The organism is Cellulomonas sp. P24, from assembly GCF_024704385.1.
Lineage (GTDB): Bacteria > Actinomycetota > Actinomycetes > Actinomycetales > Cellulomonadaceae > JAJDFX01.
In genome coordinates, this window is sequence record NZ_JAJDFX010000002.1 from 3,580,221 (window position 1) to 3,604,543 (window position 24,323).

Below are 24,323 nucleotides of genomic sequence, written 5' to 3' on the forward strand. Positions count from 1 at the left end.
CGGCGTCACCCCGTGCCGAACCTGTCGTCGACCTCGACCCTCCGGAGTACCTTCGCGTGTCCCCGATCCCCAGCGCCGACCAGCTCAGCCGCATCCGCCCGTCGGCCACGGCTCCTGAGCTCCTGCGCAACTTCTGCATCATCGCGCACATCGACCACGGGAAGTCGACGCTCGCCGACCGCATGCTCCAGCTCACCGGGGTGGTCGACGCGCGCTCGATGCGTGCGCAGTACCTCGACCGGATGGACATCGAGCGCGAGCGGGGCATCACGATCAAGTCCCAGGCGGTCCGCATGCCCTGGGCGGTGGTCGACACGTCCGGCGGGTCGACGCCGTACGCCCTCAACATGATCGACACCCCGGGGCACGTCGACTTCACCTACGAGGTCTCGCGCTCGCTCGCGGCGTGCGAGGGCGCGGTGCTGCTCGTCGACGCGGCGCAGGGCATCGAGGCGCAGACCCTCGCGAACCTGTACCTCGCGATGGAGAACGACCTCACGATCATCCCGGTGCTCAACAAGATCGACCTGCCGGCCGCCCAGCCCGAGAAGTACGCCGACGAGATCGCCGGCCTGGTCGGCGGCGACCCGGAGGACGTGCTGCGCGTGTCCGGCAAGACCGGCGCCGGCGTCCTGGAGCTGCTCGACCGGATCGTCGAACGCGTGCCGGCCCCCGGCGGTGACCCTGACGCGCCGGCACGGGCGATGATCTTCGACTCGGTCTACGACACCTACCGCGGTGTCGTGACCTACGTGCGCGTCGTCGACGGTCAGCTCAGCCCCCGCGAGCGGATCGTCATGATGTCCACCCGCGCGACGCACGAGCTGCTCGAGATCGGCGTGATCTCGCCCGAGCCGATCCCGACGGGTGGGCTCGGCATCGGGGAGGTCGGGTACCTCATCACCGGCGTCAAGGACGTGCGCCAGTCCAAGGTCGGCGACACGGTCACCAACGCGAGCAAGCCGGCCGAGACGGCGCTCGCCGAGTACCACGACCCCCGTCCGATGGTCTTCTCGGGGCTCTACCCGATCGACGGGTCGGACTACCCGTTGCTGCGCGACGCCCTCGACAAGCTCAAGCTGAACGACGCGGCGCTGCACTACGAGCCCGAGACCTCGGTCGCCCTCGGGTTCGGGTTCCGGGTCGGGTTCCTCGGGCTGCTGCACCTGGAGATCGTGCGCGAGCGGCTCGAGCGCGAGTTCAACCTCGACCTGATCTCGACCGCCCCGAACGTCGTCTACGAGGTCACCCTCGAGGACCGGTCGGTGCTGACGGTGACGAACCCGAGCGAGTTCCCCGGCGGCAAGATCGTCGAGGTGCGCGAACCGATCGTGAAGGCGACGATCCTCGCGCCGAGCGAGTTCATCGGCTCGATCATGGAGCTGTGCCAGGAGCGGCGCGGCACGATGCAGGGGATGGACTACCTGTCCGCCGACCGCGTCGAGCTGCGGTACGTGCTGCCCCTCGCGGAGATCGTCTTCGACTTCTTCGACCAGCTGAAGTCCAAGACCCGCGGTTACGCGTCGCTCGACTACGAGCCGTCCGGCGAGCAGGCCGCCGACCTCGTCAAGGTGGACATCCTGCTCCAGGGTGAGCAGGTCGACGCGTTCAGCTCGATCGTGCACAAGGACAAGGCGTACGCGTACGGCGTGATGATGACCGGCAAGCTGCGTGAGCTGATCCCGCGCCAGCAGTTCGAGGTGCCGATCCAGGCGGCGATCGGTGCCCGCGTGATCGCCCGCGAGACGATCCGCGCCATGCGCAAGGACGTGCTCGCCAAGTGCTACGGCGGGGACATCACCCGCAAGCGCAAGCTCCTCGAGAAGCAGAAGGAGGGCAAGAAGCGCATGAAGACCATCGGCCGCGTCGACGTCCCCCAGGAGGCCTTCATCGCGGCGCTCTCCTCCGACGCCTCGGGCGGCAAGGACACCAAGGACAAGAAGTGAGCCCGGCCCTGCCCGACGGCGAGCCCGCTCCGGAGGACGGCGCGCTCCCGGCGATGGTGGTGGACGGCGCGGCGACGCGGGACTTCGGGGTCTACCTGCACGTGCCGTTCTGCACCGTGCGCTGCGGCTACTGCGACTTCAACACCTACACCGCGACCGAGCTCGGCGGCGGCGCGAGCCGGGACGCCTACGCGTCGACCGCCCTGCGCGAGATCGCGCTCGGGGGCGAGGTCATGCGCCGCGCGGGACTGCCCGACCGGCCTGCTGCGACGGTGTTCGTCGGGGGCGGGACGCCCACGGTCCTGCCGGTCGCCGACCTCGCCATGCTGCTCGACGGAGTCCGTGACACGTGGGGGCTGGCCGACGACGCCGAGGTGACGACCGAGGCCAACCCGGACTCCGTGGGCCCGGACGAGCTCGAGGGGCTGGCCGCCGCCGGCTTCACCCGCGTGTCCTTCGGCATGCAGTCGGCGGTGCCGCACGTCCTGGCCACGCTCGAGCGCACGCACGACCCACGCCGGGTGCCCGACGTCGTGCGCTGGGCGCGGGACGTCGGTCTTGCGGTGTCCCTCGACCTGATCTACGGCACGCCGGGGGAGTCGGTGGACGACTGGCGTGCGAGCGTCGAGGCGGCACTCGCGACCGGGGTCGACCACGTGTCTGCGTATGCGCTGGTCGTCGAGCCGGGCACCCGGATGGCTACCCAGGTGCGCCGGGGGAGCTCACCCTGCCCACCGAGGACGACCAGGCCCTCAAGTACGAGATCGCCGACGACCTGCTCGCCGACGCGGGTCTGCACTGGTACGAGGTCAGCAACTGGGCGCGGACGACGGCGCACGCGTGCCGGCACAACCTCGCCTACTGGCGGGGCGCGGACTGGTGGGGTGTCGGACCCGGTGCCCACAGCCACGTCGGCGGGGTGCGCTGGTGGAACGTCAAGCACCCGCGTGCGTACGCGGCGCGGCTCGCGGACGGGCTGAGCCCGGCGGCCGGTCGTGAGGTGCTCGACGACGACTCCGCCCGGCTCGAACGGGTGATGCTCGGCGTCCGGCTCAGCGGCGGTCTGCCGCTCGGCGAGCTCGGGCCCGAGTCCCGGCGGGGCGTCGCCGCCCTGGTGGCGGACGGGCTCGTCGACGGTGGCGCGGCACTCGGCGCGGACGGCCAGGGGCGTCGCGTGCTCCTCACCCGTCGAGGGCGGCTCCTGGCCGATGCGGTGGTCCGGGCCCTCACCGACTAGGTGGGACACAGCCTGCTCATACGCAGGTCCTTGACACGACCTCCACATTTCGATTCTCTGTCAGCGGTGCGGGTGGTTCGACCGGAGTCACCTGCGATCGGACCGAAGGATGACCATGACCGAGAACGGACCGGGCGGCACGCCGCGCGACGAGAACGAGCCTCAGCAGCCTCCTGCGGGTGCAGTCCCGCCGCCCGGGGCGTACCCTCCGCCGCCTGGCGCGTACCCCCCTCCGCCCGCGGGCAGCTACCCGCCGCCCCCTGGTGGTGGCTACGGTCCCCCCGGAGCGATGCCGCCGGCACCTCAGCCCTACGGTGCCCCCGGCGGCCCGCAGGCGGTCGGTATCGGTGAGGCGTTCAACTACGGCTGGACCAAGTTCACCGCGAACGTCGGGCCGATCCTCCTGGCGGTGCTCGTCTACGGTGCGGTGATCGCCGTCATCGGTGGCGCGTTCTACTTCGCGCTCATCGCGTCAGCGGTGACGGCAGCGAACAACGACCCGTACGGCAGCTCGTCGGGGATGTTCGGTGCCGGCTTCGGCTTCGGGTCGATCGTCTTCTACATCGTGATCATCCTTCTCGGGTATTTGGCCCAGGCCGGGATGGTCCGCGGCGCCCTGCACATCACGTACGGCCGGCCGCTCGAGTTCAAGACCTTCTTCCAGTTCGACAACCTCGGGGGAGTCATCGGGGCGTCGCTGCTGATCGGCCTCGGCACCGGTGTCGGAGTGGTGCTGTGCGTCCTCCCGGGCATCGTGTTCGCGTTCTTCGCCCAGTTCGCCCTGTACTTCGTCCTCGACAAGCAGCAGGGCGCGGTCGAGGCGATCAAGTCGAGCTTCTCGTTGGTCAACAAGAACCTCGGGACGGTCGTCGTGCTCTTCCTTGCCGTCTACGTCGTGCAGGCCATCGGTGCGCTGGTCTGCGGTGTCGGCCAGCTGATCGCGTTCCCGCTCACGATGATCGCGACGGCCTACATGTACCGCCGCATGCTCGGCGAGCCCGTCGCCCCCTGACGGAGGCGTCCTGAACCGAGAGCAGCACACGCATGACGCAGGGGCCGTCGCCCCACCCCGGGTCGGGGTACCTCCACGGCGTGAGCGCCGGGTGGTACCCCGACCCGTCCGGTGACTGGCAGCTCCGCTGGTGGGACGGGGTCCTGTGGTCCGCGGACGTCGTCACCGGGACGTACCGCAGCCGGGAGCCGATCGGGCAGGTGGCGGTGCCGGCCGTCGAGCAGGTGCTGTGGGACGGCGAGGGGCACCGGTTGACGACGCACCGCATCTGGGTCCACGAGCCCGGCACCGGACGGCCTCCCGAGGAGCTGCCGCTCTGGACGATCGCCTCGGTCGACGCCACCGAGTCCCGGGTCACGATGTCGGTCGCGTACCCGGGCTACGGCGGTCGCGTGACGTACGTGATCCGCTCGGCGTCGGCACCGCTGCTCGGCGCCCTGGTGCACGCATGGGCCAACCGGAACCGTCGTGCCGCGATGCGGCTCTGACCGGAGGCCGCTCGGCGCCGGTCAGGGAGCGGTGACGAAGTCGATCAGCTCCTCGACCCGCCCGAGGAGCGACGGCTCGAGGTCCGCGTAGGACCGCACGGATCCCAGGATCCGTTGCCAGGCCCGTGCGACGTCCGCCTGATCCGCGGCCGGCCAGCCGAGCTCGCGGAGGATGCCGTGCTTCCACTCGACGCCACGCTCGATCGTCGGCCAGCCGGAGAGCCCGAGGCGTTCCGGCCGGACGGCCTGCCACACGTCGACATACGGGTGCCCCAGCACGACGACCGTCCCGCGAGGCGCGGCGCGCATGACCGCCTCAGCGATGCGACTCTCCTTGCTCCCGGGCACGAGGTGGTCGACCAGCACGCCGAGGCGACGGCCGGGCTCGGGTGCGAAGTCCCGCACCGCGTCCGGCAGGTTGTCGACACCGTCGAGCAGCTCGACCACCACGCCCTCGATCCGCAGGTCGTCGCCCCACACCTTCTCCACGAGCTCGGCGTCGTGCTTGCCCTCGACCCAGATGCGTGACCCACGGGCGACGCGTGCGCGTGCCCCGGCGACCGCACGTGACCCCGACGCGGTCCGGGTGGGCGCCGACGGCGCCGGCACCGGCCGCGGCGGCGTGAGCTCGACGGGTGCGCCGTCCACCCAGAAGCCCGGTCCGAGCGGGAACGTGCGGGTGCGTCCGCGCCGGTCCTCGAGGACGACGACGTGAAGACCGCCCGACTTCTCGACGCGGGTCACCGCACCGACCCAGCCGGTCGTGACCTCCTCGACCACCAGGCCCTGCTCGGCCGGTGTCGGCACCGAGCGGCGCGCCGTCCGATGGCCCGTCGTGGGCGTCGACAGCACGTCGGAGCCGTAGCGGTCGGGACGGTCCGGGCGCGTCGAGGCAGGGGGTCGGGACGTCACCCGGGAAGCCTAGGACGCGCACCGGCGTTCACCGAGGAGGCGGTGTGCGGGCGTCGTCCCCGACACGCGCGGCTCGGCCGCGTAGAATTGGCACTCGCCACCCCGGAGTGCCACCGGGAGGCGAGGAAGGCGAGCGACCGAACACGACCGCCGCACCGGGCAGATCACCCGGCGCGACACCGACACGACGCAGGGAGGTCACGGTGAGCGACGACCGCAGGCTCGACGTGCTGCGCGCGATCGTCGAGGACTACGTGGTCACGCGTGAACCCGTCGGCTCGCGCGCACTCGTGGAACGGCACTCCCTCGGGGTCTCGTCGGCGACGATCCGCAACGACATGGCTGCCCTCGAGGAAGGGGGCTACATCGTCCAGCCCCACACGTCGGCCGGTCGCGTGCCGACGGATCGTGGGTACCGGCTGTTCGTCGACCGGCTCGCAACCGTCAAGGCGATGTCGAGCCCGGAGAAGCGGGCCATCCAGTCGTTCCTCGAGGAAGCGGTGGACCTCGACGACGTGGTCGACCGTGCCGTGCGCCTGCTCGCGCAGCTCACCCAGCAGGTCGCCGTCGTCCAGTACCCGTCGCTCCGCCGGTCGGCCCTGCGTCACCTCGAGCTCGTCGACCTCGGCGAGCACCGGCTCCTGGTCGTCATCATCACCGACACCGGCCGCGTCGAGCAGCGCACCCTGGACCTCACGACGATCGCCCCTGCGCTCTCCGAGGAGACCGTCGCGCTGCTGCGGGTACGCCTCAACGTCGTCGCGACGGGCCGGCGGCTCTCCGAGCTCGTCGTCCCGCTCGGCGAGCTCGCGGAGGCGTTCCCGAGCACGGACCAGGCGCTGGTCCGGGCCGTGGTCCAGGTCGTCGAGGAGACGCTCGCCGAGGAGAGCGAGGAGCGTCTGGTGCTCGCCGGCACGGCGAACCTCGCCCGGACCGGTGCGCACGACTTCACGCACACGCTCGGCCCGGTCCTCGAGGCCCTCGAGGAGCAGGTCGTGCTGCTCCGGCTGCTCAGCGAGATGGCCGACGACGCCGCGAGCGTGTCCGTGCGGATCGGGCGCGAGACGCACCACGAAGGGCTGGTCGAGACCAGCTTCGTGACGAGCGGGTACGGCGGAGACGACGCCAGCCTCGCGCGGATCGGGTCGATCGGCCCGCTGCGCATGGACTACCCGGGCACGATCGCATCCGTCCGTGCGGTCGCCCGGTACCTCTCCCGGGTCCTCGCCGGGTGAGCCGCACTCCCGTGACCTCCGCCGGCCGCCGCCGGTCCACCCATGTCCCCTGCAGGAAGTGATCAGTGAGCGACTACTACCAGATCCTCGGCGTGCCGCGCGACGCGAGCACCGACCAGATCAAGAAGGCCTACCGCAAGCTCGCGCGTGAGCTCCACCCGGACGTCGCGGGCGAGGGCATGCAGACCGAGGACCGGTTCAAGGACGTCTCGCGTGCCTACGAGGTGCTCTCCAACCCGGAGAAGCGGCAGGCCTACGACATGGGGGCCGACCCGTCCGCACCTGGTGGCGGCATGGGCGGTGGCTTCGGCTTCCAGGACATCTTCGAGACGTTCTTCGGTGCGGCGCAGTCGGCCGGTCAGCGCGGCCCGATCCCGCGCGCACGTCGCGGCCAGGACGCCCTGCTCCGGCTCGACATCGACCTCGCCGAGGCGGCCTTCGGTGCGCACCGCGAGCTCCAGGTCGACACCGCGGTGCTGTGCCCGACGTGCGAGGGCTCGTGCTGCCGACCCGGGAGCTCGCCGCGCACCTGTGACGTGTGCGGCGGGCGAGGATCGGTGCAGCGGGTCGCCCGGTCGTTCCTCGGCCAGGTCATGACCTCCGCCCCGTGCGCCGCGTGCCACGGATTCGGCACCGTGATCCCGGAGCCCTGCACCGAGTGCGCGGGCGAGGGCCGGGTCCGCAGCCGTCGCACGCTCTCCGTCGACGTCCCGGCAGGCGTCGACACGGGGACCCGGATCAAGCTCACGGGGCAGGGCGAGGTGGGCCCGGCAGGTGGGCCGGCCGGCGACGTCTACCTCGAGGTCCGCGAGCGCAACCACGAGACGTTCGTGCGGCGCGGCGACGACCTGCACTGCACGCTCGAGGTGCCCATGACGGCGGCGGCGCTCGGCACCGTGCTCGAGCTGGACACCCTGGACGGGATGCAGGAGATCGACCTGCGACCGGGCACGCAGCCGGGTCAGGTCATCACGCTCAAGGGGCTGGGCGTCGGGCACCTGCACACCGGCGGACGGGGCGACCTCGACGTGCACATCGAGGTGCAGGTGCCCGCCCCGGAGGACGAGGAGCAGGTCGAGCTGCTGCGCCGTCTCGCGGAGCTGCGTGGGGAGCAGCGGCCGGAAGGGCGGCTCTCGGCGGTGCACCCGGGGGTGTTCGCCAAGCTGCGCGACAAGCTCAGCGGGCGTTGAGCGTGACCTGGCAGTCGACGTGACGGGAACGGCATGAGCGCGCCGGTGTTCCTCGCCGAGCAGGGGTCGCTGCACGGCGCGACGGTCGGGTCGACGTACCTGCTCGACGGTGCCGAGGGCCGGCACGCCGGCGTCGTGCAGCGACGCGCTCCCGGTGAGCGCGTGGACGTCGTCGACGGGGCGGGCGTGCGGCTCCGCGGTGTGGTGCTCGCGGTCGACGCGACGGGCGTGCACCTCGAGGTCCGCGAGCACGTCGTCGAGCCGGAGCCGGAGATCGGGCTGGTGCTCGTCCAGGCGCTCGCGAAGGGCGACCGGGACGAGCTCGCGATCGAGGCCGCGACCGAGGTCGGTGCCGACGAGGTGCTGCCCTGGCAGGCCGATCGGTCGATCGTGGTCTGGCGCGGCGACCGCGCGGCCAAGAGCCGGGCACGCTGGGTCGGCACCGTACGTGCGGCCTCGAAGCAGTCCCGCCGTGCGCGCATGCCGGTCGTGGGAACGGCGGTGGACGGCGCCGGGCTGGTCGCGCGTGTCTCGGACACCGTGGCCGGCGGTGGGACGGCCCTGGTGCTGCACGAGGACGCCCACCAGCCCCTCGCGACGGTCCGTCTCCCGTCGGCGCGCACCGGCGCCCAGATCCTCGTGGTCGTCGGTCCGGAGGGCGGCATCAGCGAACGCGAGGTGAGCGCCCTCGAGGGTGCGGGCGCCCAGACGGTGCGGCTCGGCCCGCACGTGCTGCGGACCTCGACGGCAGGACCGGTGGCTCTCGCCCTGCTCGCCCAACGGCTCGGCTACTGGGGATGACCGGTCCGCACGCCGACTGACGTGCCGTCAGGAGACGGTGAACGTCACCGTCACGAGGTTGTGCCGAGTCGTGCCGGACTCGCCGTTCGACATGTCCGGCTCCCACACGGCGACTGTCAGCGTCCCGGTCGGCACGGTCGCGGTGAACGTGAAGGGTCCCGGCGTGCCGTTCGCACCGGCGTTCGTGAAGCCGCTGGCCACCGGGGTGGTGCCGCCGGCCGGGACGATCTCCCAGTTCAGCGTGCCCTCGAAGGCAGAGCCGCTGCCGGAGATGGTGACGTCGGGTCCGGAGACCGTCGACCCCGGCATCGGCGTCGTGATCACGTTCACGCCGGCGGACGGCTGGTTCGAGGGCAGCGGCTGGTCGGTCGCCGTCGACTGCGGCGACAGCGTCGCCGTCGCCGGGGGCACCGTGGCCGTCGTCGGTGCGGCGGACGCCGACGTGCCGGTCGGCGTCGCACCGGTGCTCCCGGTGGACGCGCATCCGGACACGGTCGCCAGCGCGAGCAGGGTGACGATCCCGGCTGCGGCCTGTGCCCGTCGTCGGGCTCGGATCGTGCTCATGGGCAGTCCCCTCCTTCACGTCGTGGCACCGAGGAGCGACGCCTCGTGGTTCGCGAGTCCCTCGAACGTACCCCGATCCCTCTCCTTCAGGCGCGGCGACGCGCTCCGTGCCCGGACGCGAGTCGTCGGTAGACTCGACGACATCCCTGTCGGACGGCGACAGGCGTGACTGAAGGAGCGCAGCGGCGCAAGCCGAGCACATGGCGGAGAGCACAGCGTCACGCGGTCACGGCGACAGGTCAGCCGCACGTGTCGAGAACCGGATCACGGTGGCCCCCGAGGTGTCGATGGTCGAGCTCCTCGGCCGCGACGACGAGGTCCTCCGGGCGATCGAGGGCGGGTTTCAGGCCGTCGACATCCACGCACGGGGCAACCAGATCTCGCTCGCCGGCCCGGCCGGAGACGTCGCCCTGGTCGCCCGGCTGGTCGACGAGCTCGTGGAGATGGCCGCGAACGGTGCGCCGCTCAGTCCCGACGTGGTCACGCGTTCGGTGCAGATGCTCGCGAGCTCAGCGACCACCCGCCCCTCCGACGTGCTCTCGTTGAACATCCTCTCCTCGCGCGGGCGGACGATCCGACCCAAGACGACGGGGCAGAAGCACTACGTCGACGCGATCGACCGGCACACGGTCACGTTCGGCATCGGACCGGCCGGAACCGGCAAGACGTACCTCGCGATGGCGAAGGCGGTGCAGGCGCTGCAGGCGCGCCAGGTCACGCGGATCGTGCTGACCCGGCCGGCGGTCGAGGCCGGCGAGCGGCTCGGGTTCCTGCCCGGGTCGCTCAGCGAGAAGATCGACCCCTACCTGCGACCGCTGTACGACGCGCTGCACGACATGGTGGACCCGGAGTCCATCCCGCGGCTCATGGAGGCCGGCACGATCGAGGTCGCACCGCTCGCGTACATGCGTGGCCGGACCCTGAACGACGCGTTCGTCATCCTCGACGAGGCGCAGAACACGTCGGCCGAGCAGATGAAGATGTTCCTGACCCGCCTCGGGTTCGGGAGCAAGGTCGTCGTGACCGGTGACGTGACCCAGGTCGACCTGCCGCAGGGCGCGCCGTCGGGGCTGCGGATCGTCGAGCACGTCCTCGAGGGCATCGACGACGTCGCGTTCTGCCGTCTGGACTCGGGCGACGTCGTCCGCCACCGCCTGGTCGGCGAGATCATCGACGCCTACTCGCGCTGGGACAGCCGGCACGGTCACGACGACGGCCACGGGCCGAGGATCGTCCGGACGCCGCCGACCGGCGGGTCCGACACGCGGTCCACGACGGGGGAGGAGCCCACCCGATGAGCATCGAGGTCAACAACGAGTCCGGGGTCGCCGTCGACGAGGCGGAGTTCGCCGCGCTCGCGCGGTTCGTGCTCGACGCCATGCACCTGCACCCGCAGACGGACCTCTCGGTCGTCATGGTCACGGCCGACGTGATGACCGAGCTGCACGTGCAGTGGATGGACGAGCCGGGCCCGACCGACGTCCTGTCGTTCCCGATGGACGAGCTGCGACCGGGACGCGAGGGTGAGCCCACCCCGCCGGGGCTGCTCGGCGACGTCGTCCTGTGCCCCGAGGTCGCAGCGCGGCAGGCACGGGAGGCCGGGCACTCCACGACCGAGGAGCTGCTGCTGCTGACGACGCACGGGATCCTGCACCTCCTCGGCTACGACCACGCCGAGCCCGCGGAGGAGAAGGAGATGTTCGCGCTCCAGCGAACGCTGCTGCTCACGTTCCTCGCCGGCCGATGATCTCGGCACCCGTCGGCCTGCTGCTGGCCCTCGCCGCGCTCGGGATCCTGCTGGCGGCGGCCCTCAGCGCAGGCGAGGTCGCCGTACGACGGGTGACCCGCGCTGCGGTCGGCGACCTCCTGGCCGAGCGTCGACCGGGCTCGGTGCGCGTCCACCAGCTCACCGAGGATCCCGCCCGGACGGCCTCGTCCGCCGCGTTCGTCCGGATCATCAGTGAGATGGTCGCGAGCACGTGCCTCACGCTCGTCGTCGCGACGCTGCTCCCGACCTGGTGGATCGTCCTGCTGGTGTCCGCCCTGGTCTGCGCGGTCGTCGCGCTGCTCCTCGTCCGGCTCAGCCCGCGGACCCTGGGCCGGGACCATCCGGTCGCGACCCTCACCGTCCTGTCGCGCCTGCTGACCGCTGCGGTCGCCGTCACGGTGCCGATCCGTCGGCTCGTGCCGATCGCCGCGCACGACGGCGAGATCGACGAGGACGAGCTGCGCGACATGGTCCAGCGGGTCAGTGAGTCCGACGTGATCGACGGCAAGGAGCGGATGCTGTTCCGCTCGGTCGTCGAGCTGGGCGACACGTTGACGCGCGAGGTCATGGTGCCCCGCACGGACATGGTCGTCACCACGGCCGGCACGCCCCTGCGCAAGGCGCTGGCGCTGCTGCTGCGTTCCGGCTACTCGCGCATCCCCGTGATCGGCGACTCGGTCGACGACCTGCGTGGGGTGCTGTACCTGAAGGACGTCACGCGGCGTCTGCACACGGCGCCGGAGTCGGCGACCGAGCCGGTCTCCTCGGTCGCCCGACCCGCGGTGTTCGTCCCCGAGTCCAAGCCGGTCGACGACCTCCTGCGCGAGCTGCAGCAGGGGGCGTCGCACCTGGCGATCGTCGTGGACGAGTACGGCGGGGTCGCCGGCCTGGTGACGATCGAGGACGCGCTCGAGGAGATCGTCGGCGAGCTCGTCGACGAGCACGACCGGAGCGTCGTCCCGGTCGAGGACCTCGGTGCCGGCCTGTATCGTGTACCGGCCCGGCTCTCCAAGGACGATCTCGGCGAGCTCTTCGGGTTCGACGTCGAGGACGACGACGTCGACACCGCCGGTGGACTTCTGGCGAAGGCCATCGGGAAGGTGCCGCTCCCCGGGGCGACGGGCGACATCCACGGCTTGCACCTGGTCGCGGAACGTGCCGACGGGCGACGACGACAGGTCTCGACGCTGCTGGTGCGGATCAGCGACCCGCACGACCCCGACACCTCTCAGGAGCTCAGCGCTCTCGAGAGGCCCGACGACGAGCACCACGGAGCACACCGATGAGCACTGCCCCCCGACCCCGCCGGAGTCCTTCCGCGCGGGCTTCGCGTGCCTGGTCGGCCGACCCAACGCCGGGAAGTCGACCCTCACCAACGCGCTCGTCGGGCAGAAGGTCGCGATCACGTCGGGCCGGCCCCAGACGACGCGGCACACGATCCGCGGGATCGTGCACCGCGCGGACGCCCAGCTGATCCTCGTGGACACCCCCGGGCTCCACCGGCCGCGCACGCTGCTCGGTGAACGCCTCAACGACCTCGTGCGCGACACCCTGACCGAGGTCGACGTCGTCGGGTTCTGCCTGCCTGCTGACCAGAAGGTGGGCCCCGGCGACCGGTACATCGCCGCCCAGCTCTCCGAGCTCGCCAGCGGTCGCCAGGGACCACCGGTCGTGGCGATCGCCACCAAGGCCGACCTCGTCACCAAGGGACGGCTCACCGAGCACCTGCTCGCGATCGCCGCGCTCGGCGAGTGGGCGGACATCGTCCCGGTCTCCGCCGTCGACGGGTACCAGGTGGACGTGCTCGCCGACATCCTCGTCGGGCACCTCCCGGTCAACCCGCCCCTGTACCCGGACGGCGAGCTGACGGACGAGCCCGAGGCCGTGATGGTCGCCGAGCTGGTCCGCGAGGCCGCCCTCGAGGGTGTCCGCGACGAGCTCCCGCACTCGCTCGCCGTGGTCGTCGAGGAGATCGTGCCGCGCGAGGGAGGTGCCGACGACGGCCGGCCGCCGATGCTCGACGTCCGGGTCAACCTCTACGTCGAACGCGACAGCCAGAAGGCCATCGTGATCGGTCGGGGCGGGGCCCGGCTGAAGGAGGTCGGCAGCCAGGCGCGCCGGGGGATCGAGGCTCTTCTGGGCGCACGGGTCTTCCTCGACCTGCACGTCAAGGTCGCGAAGGACTGGCAGCGGGACCCCAAGCAGCTCGGCCGGATGGGCTTCTGAGCCGGCCGACGGTGAGCACGTAGGATCGCGAGGTGCCCTACCGGATCCTCACCCGCACCGTGGTCGGGCTGCTGATCCTGGCGATCTTCGGGGCGGTCACCGGTCCGCAGTGGAACCCGGTACCCCTGACGGACCCGATCCAGGTCCAGACCACCGACACCGCGATCGGGCATGCGCCGGCCGAGCAGCACTACGAGGTCCGTACCCGGATCGTGACGGTCCAGCTCGACGGCGGCACGGTCGAGGCGCAGATCAGCGAGCCGGTCGGGGCACCCGGCAAGCGGCCCGGCGTGGTGTTCGTGCACGGTGCCGGCACCGGCAAGTTCACCGTGGCCTTCCTGGCCCAGGCGCACGCGCTCGCGGCGGCGGGGATCGTGGCGATGGTGCCCAACAAGCGGCTCGAGAACTACACGACCCGGTACCGGAACTACGTCTCGATGGCCGGCGACTACCTGAGGTCGGTCGACCTGCTGCGCGCCCAGCCGGACGTCGACCCGTCGAAGGTCGGTGTGTACGGCGAGAGCGAGGGCGGCTGGATCATCCCGGTGATGGCCGCCGAGGACCCTGGGCTGGCGTTCGTCGTCCTCGTCTCGGCACCGATCGTCCCACCCCGCCAGCAGGCGGCGTTCGCGACGGACAACTACCTCCGCCGGACCGGGGTCCCGAACGGTGTGTTCCGGGCGATCCCGCGCGCGGTGGGGATCACCCCGCCCGGTGGCGGCTTCGACTACGTCGACTTCGACGTCGCACCGTACCTGCGCCAGATGCGTCAGCCGGTGCTGGTGGTGTACGGCACCGCGGATGCGTCGATGCCGATCGTGCAGGGCGCCCAGCAGGTCATCGAGGACACCGCGATCGCCGGGAACGAGGACTACACGGTGCGCTACTACGCCGGCGCGAACCACGGGCTCCGCGTGGACGGCACCGTGTCACCGGTCTTCCTGCGCGACCTCACGGACTGGGTCGGTGGACTCCCGGCCACGGCGGCGGCGTGGCCCCGGATCGCCGGCGCTCAACCCACGCAGACCTACGAGGCGGGCCCGGTCCCGGTCCCGCGGTGGCTGGGTGACGGAGACGTGATCGTGGCCTCGGTCGTCGGTTCCGCCGCCCTGATCCTCCTCGGTGCGGCCATCGAGCTCGTGGCCACCACGACGGTCGGGGCGGCGAACCGGAGACGGACCCGTCGGGGTCTGGCGCAGCTGCGGTCGAGGCGACTGGCCCCCGGCCTCGCTGCACCGCTCGCCGCGGTGTCCGGTGGCACCCTGGCCGCCGTCGTCGCCCTCGTCTGGTACCTCGTGACCGTCGCGAAGCTCGCCGTGAGCTACGAGAAGGACGCCTGGGTCGTGACCGGTGGGTGGGTGGCCGAGCGCATGCTCGGCATCGCCGTCGTCGTCGCGGCCGTCGTGCTCATCGACAGGATGCGGTCGGTGCGCCAGGTCCCTGGAGCGCGCCTCGCGCGGGGTACCCTCGCTTCGCTGGTGCTCTGGCTGCCGCTGACCGGAGTGGTCGTCCTTCTCGGTGTGCTGGCGTACTGGGGCATCTACCAGCTCGGGATCTGAGGGCGTCCGCATGCGCGGCGGCGAACGCGGCCGCGCGGGCACGGGGCGGGCGTCCGGACGGCAGGAGGAGCGGCGTGCGGACGACATGGGGGTCGGCCACCGACCGTGGGCTGTCACGTGACACCAACGAGGACGCCCTGCTCGCATCCGCGCCGGTGTTCCTGGTCGCCGACGGCATGGGGGGCGAGGCGGGCGGCGCCGAGGCGAGCCGGGTGGCCGTCGAGGAGTTCGCACGCCTCGTCGGCCAGGAGGTCGCCTCACCCGACGAGATCCACGCGTGCTTCCGGCGGACCGGGGAGCGTCTCGTCGCGGAGCTCGCCGGCACGCGCGCCGGCACGACGGTCGCCGGCGTGGCGGTCACGTCGGTCGGCGCGAGCGCGTACTGGCTCGTGTTCAACATCGGTGACTCGCGCGTGTACCGGTGGGTGGGCGGGGTGCTCGACCAGATCACCGTCGACCACTCGGTCGTGCAGGAGCTCGTCGACAGCGGCGAGCTGGCCGCCCATCTGGCCGACGGGCACCCGAAGCGGCACGTGATCACCCGGGCTCTCGGCACCACCGGCGAGTCCGAACCGGACTACTGGATGATCCCGGCCGGAGAGCACGATCGGCTGCTGATCTGCACCGACGGCCTGTCCCGGGAGCTCGGTCCGGGGTCCATCGCCGACGCGCTGCGCCAGTACCGCTCTCCGCAGGACGCCGCCGGCGGGCTCGTGAGCCGCGCGATCGCGGCAGGCGGTCGAGACAATGTGAGCGTCGTGGTCGTGGACGTGGCCTCAGGTGCCGATGACACAGACGTGACCGGACCGTCCCGGCACGATCGCGTCGCACCACGTCGTGCGGCGACGTGGGGGAAGACGCCGGGACCAGCGGTCCTGGCGAGACGAACGAGGGAGAGGGCGATCGATGATCATCCCCGAGTACACGCAGGGTGAGTGGTACGCGATCGTCGCGGAGGGGCTCGTCGTGATGCTCGACCCGTCGGCGCCCGCCGCTCTCGTCCGCGACTCCTGGGCGAACCTGCGTGGCGGTGGTGGCCTCGACGGACAGGTGGCGCTGTTCGAGCGGGTGCGCATCGACGACCTCCCGGACCTGGCGATCGTCGACATCGCCGGGGGTCGCGTCCGCGCGGTCGTCCGTGGCGGCGTCGAGGTCGAGGTGATCGCGCACGGCGCCCCGTCACTGCTCGGCGGCCACACGTCGGGCTCGTTGACCGAGCAGGTCGTCGAGGACGTCGAGCTCGTGCGGGTCCGCGCGGTGCCGACTGCGCGGGTCGACCGGCGCAAGAGGTCGGGGATCCACCTGCCGGTGCTCGCCGCCGTCGTCACGGCCGACGCGGTGCGGATCCAGCTCCGGTCCGCCGCGACCAGCAGCCAGGTCGACGAGCTGACGATCGAACGCCCGCGGGTCGGCGCGCCTGCGGCCGTCCTCGGCGACAGCGGCCGCCGCGACCCGAACGGGGGTCGCCTCGGCGGACGACGGGCGACCGACGTCCCCGCTGCCCTGGAGCCGCGTGCCTGGCCCGCCGAGCGGACCTCCGGTGACGGGGCCCGTCCGTCGTCCACCGGCGCACCGGCGCGGCTCCGGCTCTCGACCGGACTCGTCGTCGCGCTGGACCGTGCCGTGCTGCTCGGCCGGGCGCCACAGGTCTCGCGGGTCACCAATGCCGAGCTCCCGCGACTGGTCACGGTCGCAAGCCCGGAGCAGGACATCTCCCGCACCCACGCCGAGGTGCGGGTCGAGGGGGACGACGTCCTCGTCACGGACCTGCACTCGACCAACGGGGTCCTCCTCACCCCGTACGGCGAGCCCGCGCGTCGCCTCCACCCGGGTGAGCCGACCGTGCTGCGGCCCGGTGCCGTCGTCGACCTGGGAGAAGGGGTGACCTTCACCGTGGAGCGCGGATGATGAGTGCGTCGCGGGAGGCGCAGGACCCCCCGGTCATCCAGGGGTACGAGTACATCCGGGTCCTCGGGCTCGGAGGGTTCGCCGACGTCTTCCTCTACCAGCAGCTGCTGCCACGTCGACGCGTGGCGGTCAAGGTGCTGCTGTCCAGCTCCCTCGACGCGGAGTCGCAGCGCAGGTTCCAGTCCGAGGCCAACACCATGGCCCAGCTGTCCCACCATCCGTCGATCGTCACGATCCACCATGCCGGCATCGCGTCGGACGGCCGTCCGTACCTGGTCATGGAGTACTGCTCACGCCCCGGGTTGGGGGCCCGCTACCGGTCCGAGCGCATCGCCGTCGCGGAGGCGCTGCGCATCGGTGTGCGGCTCGCCGCCGCCGTCGAGACCGCCCACCGCGCCGGGATCCTGCATCGCGACATCAAGCCGGCGAACGTCCTGACGACGGACTTCGGCTGGCCGGCCCTGACGGACTTCGGGATCGCGGAGACGATCGGGCTCGCCGAAGGGTCGTCGATCGGCATGTCGGTCCCGTGGACGCCGCCGGAGCTGCTGGCCGACGAGCCGACAGGCGACGCGCGGGCGGACGTCTACTCGCTCGCCGCGACCGTCTACTCGCTGCTCGCGCGCAGGTCGCCGTTCGAGATCCCCGACGGCCCCAACTCGACCCCTGACCTGATCGCCCGGATCGAGCGTGCGGTGCTGCCCCCGACCGGGCGCGGGGACGTCCCGGACTCCCTGCAGCGGGTCCTCGCCCGGGCGATGGACAAGGATCCCGCCAGACGCTTCCCGTCCGCCCTGGCCGTCGCACGCGCGTTCCGGGAGGTCGAGGCCGAGCTCCACCTGCCGCAGACGGCCATCGACATCGAGGACGACCCCGCGCCGCCGGCCGCGACCGTCTCGGACGTCCTGCCTCCGCACGGCTTCCGCGAGGTGGACCAGTCCACCCGGGTGCGGCCCGTGGTGCAGGTCGATGCGGAGGGAGAGCAGACCCGCCCGCAGCCACTGGTCGCGCCGACGCCCGTCGTGATGCCCGACACGACCCACGTCGCGACGCCCGCCGCCGACGCCGCCGAGCCGGGCGCGGAGGCCGAGACGAGGCGTGCACGCCTGCGGGGGGCCGATGTCCTGACCGCTGAGCACGCGACCCGGCGACGTCTCCCGCGTGGCGCGAGCGGCATCGCCGCGGGGCTCGTCGTCGCCGGCGCACTGGTCGCGATCGGGATCGCGGTCAACGGTGCCGCGCACGCGCCGGCCCGCCCGCTCGGGTCGGGAGACCCCTCCACCACGATCGTCGTCGACGACGTCCCGAGCCCGACCGGGTTGACGGGGAGCCGCGCGGCGGACGGCTCGGTGACGTTCACCTGGACCAACCCGTCGCCCAAGCCGGACGACCACTACCTCTGGGGGCTGCGGACCGCGACGACGGAGCCGGTGCTCGCCCTCGTGTCGGCGCCGACGGTCACCGTCCCGGTCGCAGCGCAGCGCGGACCGACGCCGAGCACCCCGGCGGCGGAGGTCTGCATCGAGGTGTCGATCGTCCGGGCCGATGGTCGCGCGTCGGCGACGCCCGTCCTCGGGTGCGTGCGATGACGTCGTGGCCCGGCGCGGCAGCACACCTGCGACAGCGGTGGAGGGACGTCGTCCGGCCCGGCCGGAGCAGACGCCGCTGGACCTCGGCAGCGGCGGTGGTCGTGGCACCCGTGGTGCTGGGCGTGCTCGTGGTCGTCTACCCCGGATCGCCGGTCGCTCGGCTCGACCTGAACGACGGCGGCGTGTGGCTGACGAACGCGACGGCGCTCAAGCTCGGTCGGCTCAACTCCCAGATCGACGAGCTCAACGGTGGCGTCGTGACCTCCACCCCGACGTTCGACGTCCTGCAGGACGCCGAGGACGTCCTGCTCACCCAGAACGGGACCGTGGCGCGGGTCGACCCGGCCACGGTGACGCTCGGGCCGGCGACCTCGGTCGGGGCGACCGCGGTCGTGACCATGGCCGCCGGGACCGTGGTGTCGGTCGACCCGGTCGACGGCGCCACGCGCATCACCGGGATCGACACGCTCGACCGGCTCGGTACAGGGCGGGCGCCGGACCTCACCCTCGGGGAGGGCGGTCGGGCGGTCGCGGCCACGAGCGGCGCCGTGCTGGCGGTCAGGGCGGCCGATGGGCAGATCCGACGTCTCGTCAGGGCGGGGGGCACGGTCAGCGGACGGGCGGACGGGACCCTGGGGGACGGGGCCGCCGTCCGGCTCGACGCGCTCACCGCGGTCGGTGACGTGCCGGTCGGGCTGAGCGCGCAGACCCTGCTCCTGCCCGGTCGGACGGTCGACCTCTCGGCGCTCGGCACCGGCCTGGTCCTCCAGCAGCCCGGGCCACGCTCGGACGCGGTGCTCGTCTCCGGACGGACCGCGCTCGCGTCCGTGAACCTCGACAGCGGGGCCGTGACCCGGTACTCGACCGGGGGTCGGGGGCTCCGGCCGCTCCCGTCCTGGTGAACGGGTGCGTGCACGCCGCGTGGGCGTCGAGCGGCTCCAACTACCTGAGCATGTGCGCAGGTCAGGGGCCCGAGCTCGAGACGCTCGAGGGGCTGGCGTCGGACGCGACCATCGTGTTCCGGGTCAACCGGTCGGTCGTCGCGCTCAACGACTCCCGCCGAGGGCGGCTGTGGCTGCCGCTCGTGGACGCCAGCGCCCGGGAGCCGAACTGGCAGGACATCGTGCCCGAGACCGCGCCCGAGAACAGCAGCACGCCTGCCGACGGCAGCCGGACCCAGCAGACCCTCGCGACCGAGTGCACGCCACGGTCCGCGCCGCCGACGGCGCGCGACGACGCGTTCGGCGTCCGACCCGGGCGCACGGCGATCCTCCCGGTCATCGACAACGACTCGTCCTCGGACTGCGGGATCCTCGCGATCTCGGAGTTCGACGGCATCCCGGCGTCGTTCGGGACGCTCCAGCTGGTGTACGGCGGCCGTGAGCTGCAGGTCTCGGTGGCGGCGGGTGCGACCGGGACCGTCAGGTTCACCTACACGATCACCGACGGACGCGGGGCTAACGCACCGTCGACGGCGACGGTCGAGCTCACCGTGCACGGTGCGGGCGTCAACGCGGCCCCGGTCCAGCTCCGCATCGGATCCCTGGCGGTCGACCAGGGCGGCCAGGCCACCTATGCGGTGCTTGCGGACTTCGGCGACCCGGACGGCGACGACCTCCTGCTCCTGAGCGCCTCGGCCACCGAGGGGACGGTCAGGTTCCGTCAGGACGGGTCCGTGACCTACCTGGCGACCGGGAAGACCCTGGGCCGCACCCAGGTCACCCTGGCGGTCTCGGACGGCACGGACACCGTGACCGGTGTCCTCAACGTCGACGTGCGCCCGGCCGGCTCGGTCCCACCGGTGATCGACCCGGTGATGGCGGTGACCTACGTCGACGCACCCGTCACGATCCACCCGCTGGACTCGGTGCGGTCCACCTCTCAGGAGCAGGCGCGGCTCGCCGGCGTCGACGACGTCCCCGGAGCCACGATCACGTCCGACCTCACCGCAGGCACGTTCACCTTCAGCGCGGCCCGGCCGGGCACGTACTACGTCTCGTTCCTCGTGACCGCGTCTCCTCAGCAGGCGACGGGGCTCGCCCGGATCGACGTCCGCGAGTGGCCCGCGAAGCCGGACCCGCCCATCGCGGTGCGTGACCTCGCGCTGCTCCCGCCGGGTGGCGACGTCACGGTGAACCCCCTGGTCAACGATGTCGACCCGAGTGGTGGGGTGCTCCTGCTGCAGTCGATCGACGTCCCCGACGGGTCAGGCCTGCGTGTCGCGGTGATCGGGCACCAGCTCCTCGAGATCTCGTCGACCCGGGTCCTGGAGGCTCCGGTCCGCGTCGGCTACACCGTGTCGAACGGGGTGGCGGCGGCGACGAGCGAGGTCGTCGTCCAGCCCGTGCCGGCATCCGCCGCGCAGCAGGCGCCGGTGGTCGAGAACATCAGCGTCGCGGTGCGCACCGGCGGGGTCGTGACGATCCCGGTGCTCGACCACGCCGAGGACCCGGACGGCGACCGGCTCACCGTCGTCCGGCAGCTCGCGGAACCGCTCGGCCCCGGCCAGGGCCTGCTGTTCGTGACCGGCGACGTGCTCCGCTACCAGGCCACCGGCACGCCGATGACGGTCCACGCGACGTTCAGCGTCCAGGACACGGCCGGCAACGTCACGTCGGCGCAGCTCACGGTCGACGTCCACGCGTCCGACCCGACGACCAAGTCCCCGCCCCTGCCGCGCGACGTCACGGCCCGCGTCTTCCAGGGCGAGAACATCCGGATCCCGATCCCGCTCGTGGGCATCGATCCCGACGGCGACGGCGTCGTGCTCCTCGGTGAGGACAAGGCGCCGCTCAAGGGGCGCATCACCGGCGTCGGTGCGGACTGGATCGAGTACGAGGCGCTGCCGGGCGAGGTCGGGACGGACACCTTCACCTACGCCGTCGAGGACTGGGTCGGTCAGCGGGCCATCGGCACGATCCGGGTGGGCATCAGCCCGCGACCGCGCGATGCCGCACCGGTGATCGCGCGCGACGACGCCGTGACCGTCCGTCCTGGTCAGCAGGTCGAGGTGCGCGTCCTGGCGAACGACATCGACCCGAACGGCGGGGAGCTCACCCTGTCCGAGACACTCGGCCTCCCGGCAGGCGTCGACGCCCGCGTCGAGGGCCGCCGGATCATCGTGGTCGCCCCCGACACGGCCGGCGTGTACCCGATCGTCTACAGCGCCTCGAACGCCCGGGGGTCGACCGCGACCGCGGTGCTCATGGTGACGGTGGATCCGGCAGCGCCGTACCTTCCGCCGGTGGCGAGGGACGTCGTGGTGCCGGCGACCGACACGCTCAACCGGACGAGCGTCGAGGTCGACGTCCTCGCGGTGGCCCAGAACCCGAGCGGCCCGCTGAGTGACCTCGCCGTCTCGGTCCCGGCCTCTGCCTCGGCGGTGGCGCGTGTCGATGCCGCGGACAAGGTCGTCGTGACGCTCGTCGACCATGCGCAGACCCTCCCGTACCTGCTGACGAACACGAACCCGCAGGCCGGTGGCGTGAGCACGTACGCATTCATCACCGTCCCGGCGCTCGGTGACTTCCCTCCGGTGCGCCGCCCGAAGGCACCCGCGCTCAGGGTGGCGTCCGGCCAGCCGTTGACGATCTCCCTGGCCGAGCAGGTCCAGGTCGCCCCGGGCAAGGTCGCGCGGATCGCCGACCCGGCGGCGGTGACCGCGACGAAGTGGAACGGCGGTCCGCTCACGGTGGACCCGACGACGCTGACCTTCACCTCGGCGCCCGGCTACGCGGGTCCGGCGTCGATCACGGTCCCGGTCACCGACGGCGCCTCGGCGTCCGACCCCTCGGCGCGCACCCAGGTGCTCACGCTGCCGATCAGCGTCTACGCGGTCGACGACTACCCGCCGACGTTCGACCCGTCGGTGATCGAGGTCTCGCCCGGCGAGGCGGCGGTGTCGGTCGACCTCGCCGCGTTCACGACCGGGCCGTCGGACGCGAACGGCACCGTCGTCCCGTACGCGTTCCTGCTGACGTCGGCGGTGCCCGCCGGGTTCACCGCGACCCTCGAGGGGTCCGTGCTGCGGGTGAGTGCCGGCCAGAGCACGGCCAAGGGCACCACCGGCAGCCTGTCCCTGTCGCTCGGCTACGGGCGCAGCGGGACCATGGGCGTCCGTGTCGAGCTGCGGGTGATCGCGAGCTCCCGGCCGCTGGCCCGGGTCGCCGACCACGAGGTCCCCGACGGCGTCGAGGGGCAGGACCGCACCATCGCCGTGCTCGCCGGCTCGTACAACCCGTTCCCGGACACTCCTCTCACGGTGGTGTCGGCGGTCGTCGAGACGCCGGGGGGCGGGGACAGCGGTCGTGAGCGGGAGCAACGTGGTGGTCCGGCCTGCCGCCGGGTTCATCGGCACGATGATCACCCGCTACAGCGTCCGCGACGCCACCGGGGATCCCGATCGGGTCGTCGAGGGACGTGTCGTCACCGTGGTCCGCGGGCGCCCCGACGCCCCGACCGCACCGCGTCGCGTCGAGGTGCGTGACCACACCGTGGTCCTGGCGTGGGACGCCCCGGCGATCAACGGTGAGCCGATCACCGGGTACCGCGTGACCGCGACCCCGACGGCCGGGGGTGCGGCCGTGGTGACCGAGTGCGTCAGCACGACCTGCACCGTCGACACCCTCACGAACAACGTCGAGTACACCTTCACGGTCGCGGCGAAGAACGCCGTCGGGTGGTCGGACGACAGCCCGTCGTCGGTGCCGCTGCGGCCCGACACCCGACCGGACGCACCGGCGGCACCGACGCTCACCTTCGGCGACGGCCAGCTCACGGCGACGTGGCAGCAGCCGGCCAGTGCGGGATCACCGGTGACGTCGTACGCCGTCGAGATCAGCCCGAGCCCCGACAGCGGACCCGCCGCCCTCACCTCGACCGCGACGACCACGACCTTCACCGGACTGACGAACGGCAAGCAGTACACCGTCCGCGTCCGGGCGGTGAACCGGGCCCCGGACCCGAGCGACTGGAGCCCGGCGTCCGCCCCGATGGCTCCTGCGGCGCCCCCGGACGCGCCCGCCCCGACGGCGACGCAGCAGGACACCGGGTCGTTCGGCACCGGCACCATCACCGTGACCTGGACGACGCCACCCGATCACGGCGACACCGTCAGCGGCTACGAGCTGACGGTCGACGGAGGGGCCGCGCTGAGCCTGGACGGCACGACGCTCTCGTACCAGCTCCCCGACGCCCAGCGTGGCCAGACCTACACGTTCGCGGTGCGGGCCAAGAACAAGGCCGGCTGGTCGGCGTGGGGCGCCACGACGGGCGAGATCTGGAGCGCCCCCGGCACGCCGACCTCGGTGACCGCGACGGACGTGCGGGCCGCCGACACCCCGTGGGGCTCCGGCCAGCTGGCGCTCTCCTGGGTCGCACCGGCGGACACCGGCGGCACCGGGATCGCGATCGACCACTACGAGGTCGACGGGTACCCCACACCGGTCACCGGCACCACGTTCACGGCGACCGGCCTGATCGGGGGACCGCGACGACCGTCCGCGTGCGCGCGTGCAACACGAAGGCGGCGTGCAGCGACTGGGCGACCGTGACCGCGACCCCGACGACGGTCCCGCAGCAGCCGACGGTCACGGTGGACACGACGGTCGCCGGCGAGATCACGGTGCACTGGGGTGCGCAGGGCACCGGTGGCCTGGCGATCCGTGGCGTCCGGTACCGGATCGACGGGCTCCCGGTGGGCTGGCGCACGGTCCCCGCCTCAACTGACGGCGTGCGCGTGTCGATTGATCCCGGGGACCACACCGTCGAGGTGCAGGCCGACAACGCGCTCGGCTGGAGCACGACGACCGCCGTCGCGGTGACGACCACCGTCGCTGCACCGGCGGGGTGAGCGAGATCCACGTGCTCCCGACGAGCAGCGCAGCGTG

At 72.4% G+C, this 24,323-nt stretch carries 19 protein-coding genes and 2 pseudogenes; 19 read left to right on the plus strand and 2 right to left on the minus strand.

Features of this window, described 5'->3' with window-relative positions:
- The first annotated feature begins 56 nt into the window (after positions 1–56).
- The 4 genes and pseudogenes from lepA (at position 57) to LJB74_RS16745 (ending at position 4,683) form a co-directional block, all read left to right on the plus strand.
- A complete protein-coding gene (lepA, locus tag LJB74_RS16730) occupies positions 57–1,946 on the plus strand; it encodes a translation elongation factor 4 (protein ID WP_259310395.1) in 1,890 nt (629 codons plus the stop codon).
- Positions 1,943–3,183 (plus strand): annotated as a pseudogene (hemW, locus tag LJB74_RS16735) (radical SAM family heme chaperone HemW). The gene lepA and the pseudogene hemW overlap by 4 nt, the downstream one beginning before the upstream one ends.
- Positions 3,184–3,472: 289 nt before the next feature.
- Positions 3,473–4,195 carry a hypothetical protein gene (locus LJB74_RS16740; protein ID WP_259309600.1) on the plus strand — a complete coding sequence of 241 codons (723 nt, stop codon included), beginning with the start codon at positions 3,473–3,475 and terminating at the stop codon, positions 4,193–4,195.
- Positions 4,196–4,227: 32 nt separating this feature from the next.
- Positions 4,228–4,683, plus strand: coding sequence for a DUF2510 domain-containing protein (locus LJB74_RS16745; protein WP_259309601.1), 456 nt, complete (start codon positions 4,228–4,230; stop codon positions 4,681–4,683).
- Positions 4,684–4,704: 21 nt separating this feature from the next.
- On the opposite strand, the gene LJB74_RS16750 is transcribed toward LJB74_RS16745, so the two are convergent.
- Entirely contained in the window at positions 4,705–5,595 is an 891-nt protein-coding gene (locus LJB74_RS16750) for a DUF3097 domain-containing protein (protein WP_259309602.1), read from the minus strand.
- Positions 5,596–5,798: 203 nt separating this feature from the next.
- Between LJB74_RS16750 and hrcA the strand changes: the two genes are divergently transcribed.
- From hrcA to LJB74_RS16765, 3 genes are all read left to right on the plus strand, one after another.
- Entirely contained in the window at positions 5,799–6,830 is a 1,032-nt protein-coding gene (hrcA, locus tag LJB74_RS16755) for a heat-inducible transcriptional repressor HrcA (protein ID WP_259309603.1), read from the plus strand.
- Between the two features lie 65 nt (positions 6,831–6,895).
- Positions 6,896–8,020, plus strand: coding sequence for a molecular chaperone DnaJ (gene dnaJ, locus LJB74_RS16760; RefSeq protein ID WP_259309604.1), 1,125 nt, complete (start codon positions 6,896–6,898; stop codon positions 8,018–8,020).
- A 33-nt stretch (positions 8,021–8,053) separates the two neighbouring features.
- A complete protein-coding gene (locus tag LJB74_RS16765; RefSeq protein WP_259309605.1) occupies positions 8,054–8,821 on the plus strand; it encodes a 16S rRNA (uracil(1498)-N(3))-methyltransferase in 768 nt (255 codons plus the stop codon).
- A 27-nt stretch (positions 8,822–8,848) separates the two neighbouring features.
- Here LJB74_RS16765 and LJB74_RS16770 read toward each other — a convergent pair whose 3' ends face one another.
- Complete coding sequence (locus LJB74_RS16770) at positions 8,849–9,385, minus strand: Gmad2 immunoglobulin-like domain-containing protein (RefSeq protein ID WP_259309606.1); 537 nt, start codon at positions 9,383–9,385, stop codon at positions 8,849–8,851.
- Between the two features lie 200 nt (positions 9,386–9,585).
- Here LJB74_RS16770 and LJB74_RS16775 point away from each other — a divergent pair, with 200 nt between their 5' ends.
- From LJB74_RS16775 to LJB74_RS16830, 12 genes and pseudogenes are all read left to right on the plus strand, one after another.
- On the plus strand, positions 9,586–10,683 hold the full coding sequence (locus LJB74_RS16775; protein ID WP_259309607.1) for a PhoH family protein: 1,098 nt from the start codon (positions 9,586–9,588) through the stop codon (positions 10,681–10,683).
- On the plus strand, positions 10,680–11,132 hold the full coding sequence (gene ybeY / locus LJB74_RS16780; RefSeq protein ID WP_259309608.1) for an rRNA maturation RNase YbeY: 453 nt from the start codon (positions 10,680–10,682) through the stop codon (positions 11,130–11,132). The genes LJB74_RS16775 and ybeY overlap by 4 nt, the downstream gene beginning before the upstream one ends.
- Positions 11,129–12,439 carry a hemolysin family protein gene (locus tag LJB74_RS16785; RefSeq protein WP_259309609.1) on the plus strand — a complete coding sequence of 437 codons (1,311 nt, stop codon included), beginning with the start codon at positions 11,129–11,131 and terminating at the stop codon, positions 12,437–12,439. The genes ybeY and LJB74_RS16785 overlap by 4 nt, the downstream gene beginning before the upstream one ends.
- Before the next feature lie 28 nt (positions 12,440–12,467).
- A pseudogene (gene era, locus LJB74_RS16790) lies at positions 12,468–13,379 on the plus strand (GTPase Era); the annotation flags it as partial.
- Positions 13,380–13,411: 32 nt separating this feature from the next.
- Entirely contained in the window at positions 13,412–14,938 is a 1,527-nt protein-coding gene (locus LJB74_RS16795; RefSeq protein ID WP_259309610.1) for a S9 family peptidase, read from the plus strand.
- Positions 14,939–15,012: 74 nt separating this feature from the next.
- Entirely contained in the window at positions 15,013–15,873 is an 861-nt protein-coding gene (locus LJB74_RS16800; RefSeq protein WP_259309611.1) for a PP2C family serine/threonine-protein phosphatase, read from the plus strand.
- Complete coding sequence (locus LJB74_RS16805) at positions 15,845–16,846, plus strand: FHA domain-containing protein (RefSeq protein ID WP_259309612.1); 1,002 nt, start codon at positions 15,845–15,847, stop codon at positions 16,844–16,846. The genes LJB74_RS16800 and LJB74_RS16805 overlap by 29 nt, the downstream gene beginning before the upstream one ends.
- The gene (locus tag LJB74_RS16810; protein ID WP_259309613.1) at positions 16,846–18,435 is read left to right on the plus strand and encodes a serine/threonine-protein kinase; all 1,590 of its coding nucleotides are present in this window, start codon (positions 16,846–16,848) and stop codon (positions 18,433–18,435) included. The genes LJB74_RS16805 and LJB74_RS16810 overlap by 1 nt, the downstream gene beginning before the upstream one ends.
- Positions 18,432–19,337, plus strand: a complete 906-nt coding sequence (locus LJB74_RS16815) for a hypothetical protein (protein ID WP_259309614.1) — start codon at positions 18,432–18,434, stop codon at positions 19,335–19,337. The genes LJB74_RS16810 and LJB74_RS16815 overlap by 4 nt, the downstream gene beginning before the upstream one ends.
- An 8-nt stretch (positions 19,338–19,345) precedes the next feature.
- Positions 19,346–22,921: an Ig-like domain-containing protein gene (locus tag LJB74_RS16820; protein ID WP_259309615.1), complete on the plus strand. Its 3,576-nt coding sequence runs from the start codon at positions 19,346–19,348 to the stop codon at positions 22,919–22,921.
- Positions 22,914–23,987 (plus strand): fibronectin type III domain-containing protein, encoded by a 1,074-nt coding sequence (locus LJB74_RS16825; RefSeq protein WP_259309616.1) that lies wholly within the window; start codon positions 22,914–22,916, stop codon positions 23,985–23,987. Before LJB74_RS16820 ends, LJB74_RS16825 begins: the two co-directional genes overlap by 8 nt.
- A complete protein-coding gene (locus tag LJB74_RS16830; RefSeq protein WP_259309617.1) occupies positions 23,984–24,286 on the plus strand; it encodes a hypothetical protein in 303 nt (100 codons plus the stop codon). The genes LJB74_RS16825 and LJB74_RS16830 overlap by 4 nt, the downstream gene beginning before the upstream one ends.
- The last annotated feature ends 37 nt before the right edge of the window (positions 24,287–24,323 follow it).

What these genes read in the sequence shown, in the direction of transcription:
- LJB74_RS16740 (WP_259309600.1), top strand. Translation starts at nt 3,473, where the DNA reads ATGCCGCCGGCACCTCAGCCCTACGGTGCCCCCGGCGGCCCGCAGGCG.
- LJB74_RS16745 (WP_259309601.1), top strand. Translation starts at nt 4,228, where the DNA reads ATGACGCAGGGGCCGTCGCCCCACCCCGGGTCGGGGTACCTCCACGGC.
- LJB74_RS16765 (WP_259309605.1), top strand. Translation starts at nt 8,054, where the DNA reads ATGAGCGCGCCGGTGTTCCTCGCCGAGCAGGGGTCGCTGCACGGCGCG.
- LJB74_RS16770 (WP_259309606.1), bottom strand. Translation starts at nt 9,385, where the DNA reads ATGAGCACGATCCGAGCCCGACGACGGGCACAGGCCGCAGCCGGGATC.
- LJB74_RS16775 (WP_259309607.1), top strand. Translation starts at nt 9,586, where the DNA reads ATGGCGGAGAGCACAGCGTCACGCGGTCACGGCGACAGGTCAGCCGCA.
- ybeY (WP_259309608.1), top strand. Translation starts at nt 10,680, where the DNA reads ATGAGCATCGAGGTCAACAACGAGTCCGGGGTCGCCGTCGACGAGGCG.
- LJB74_RS16785 (WP_259309609.1), top strand. Translation starts at nt 11,129, where the DNA reads ATGATCTCGGCACCCGTCGGCCTGCTGCTGGCCCTCGCCGCGCTCGGG.
- LJB74_RS16805 (WP_259309612.1), top strand. Translation starts at nt 15,845, where the DNA reads ATGATCATCCCCGAGTACACGCAGGGTGAGTGGTACGCGATCGTCGCG.
- LJB74_RS16810 (WP_259309613.1), top strand. Translation starts at nt 16,846, where the DNA reads ATGAGTGCGTCGCGGGAGGCGCAGGACCCCCCGGTCATCCAGGGGTAC.
- LJB74_RS16815 (WP_259309614.1), top strand. Translation starts at nt 18,432, where the DNA reads ATGACGTCGTGGCCCGGCGCGGCAGCACACCTGCGACAGCGGTGGAGG.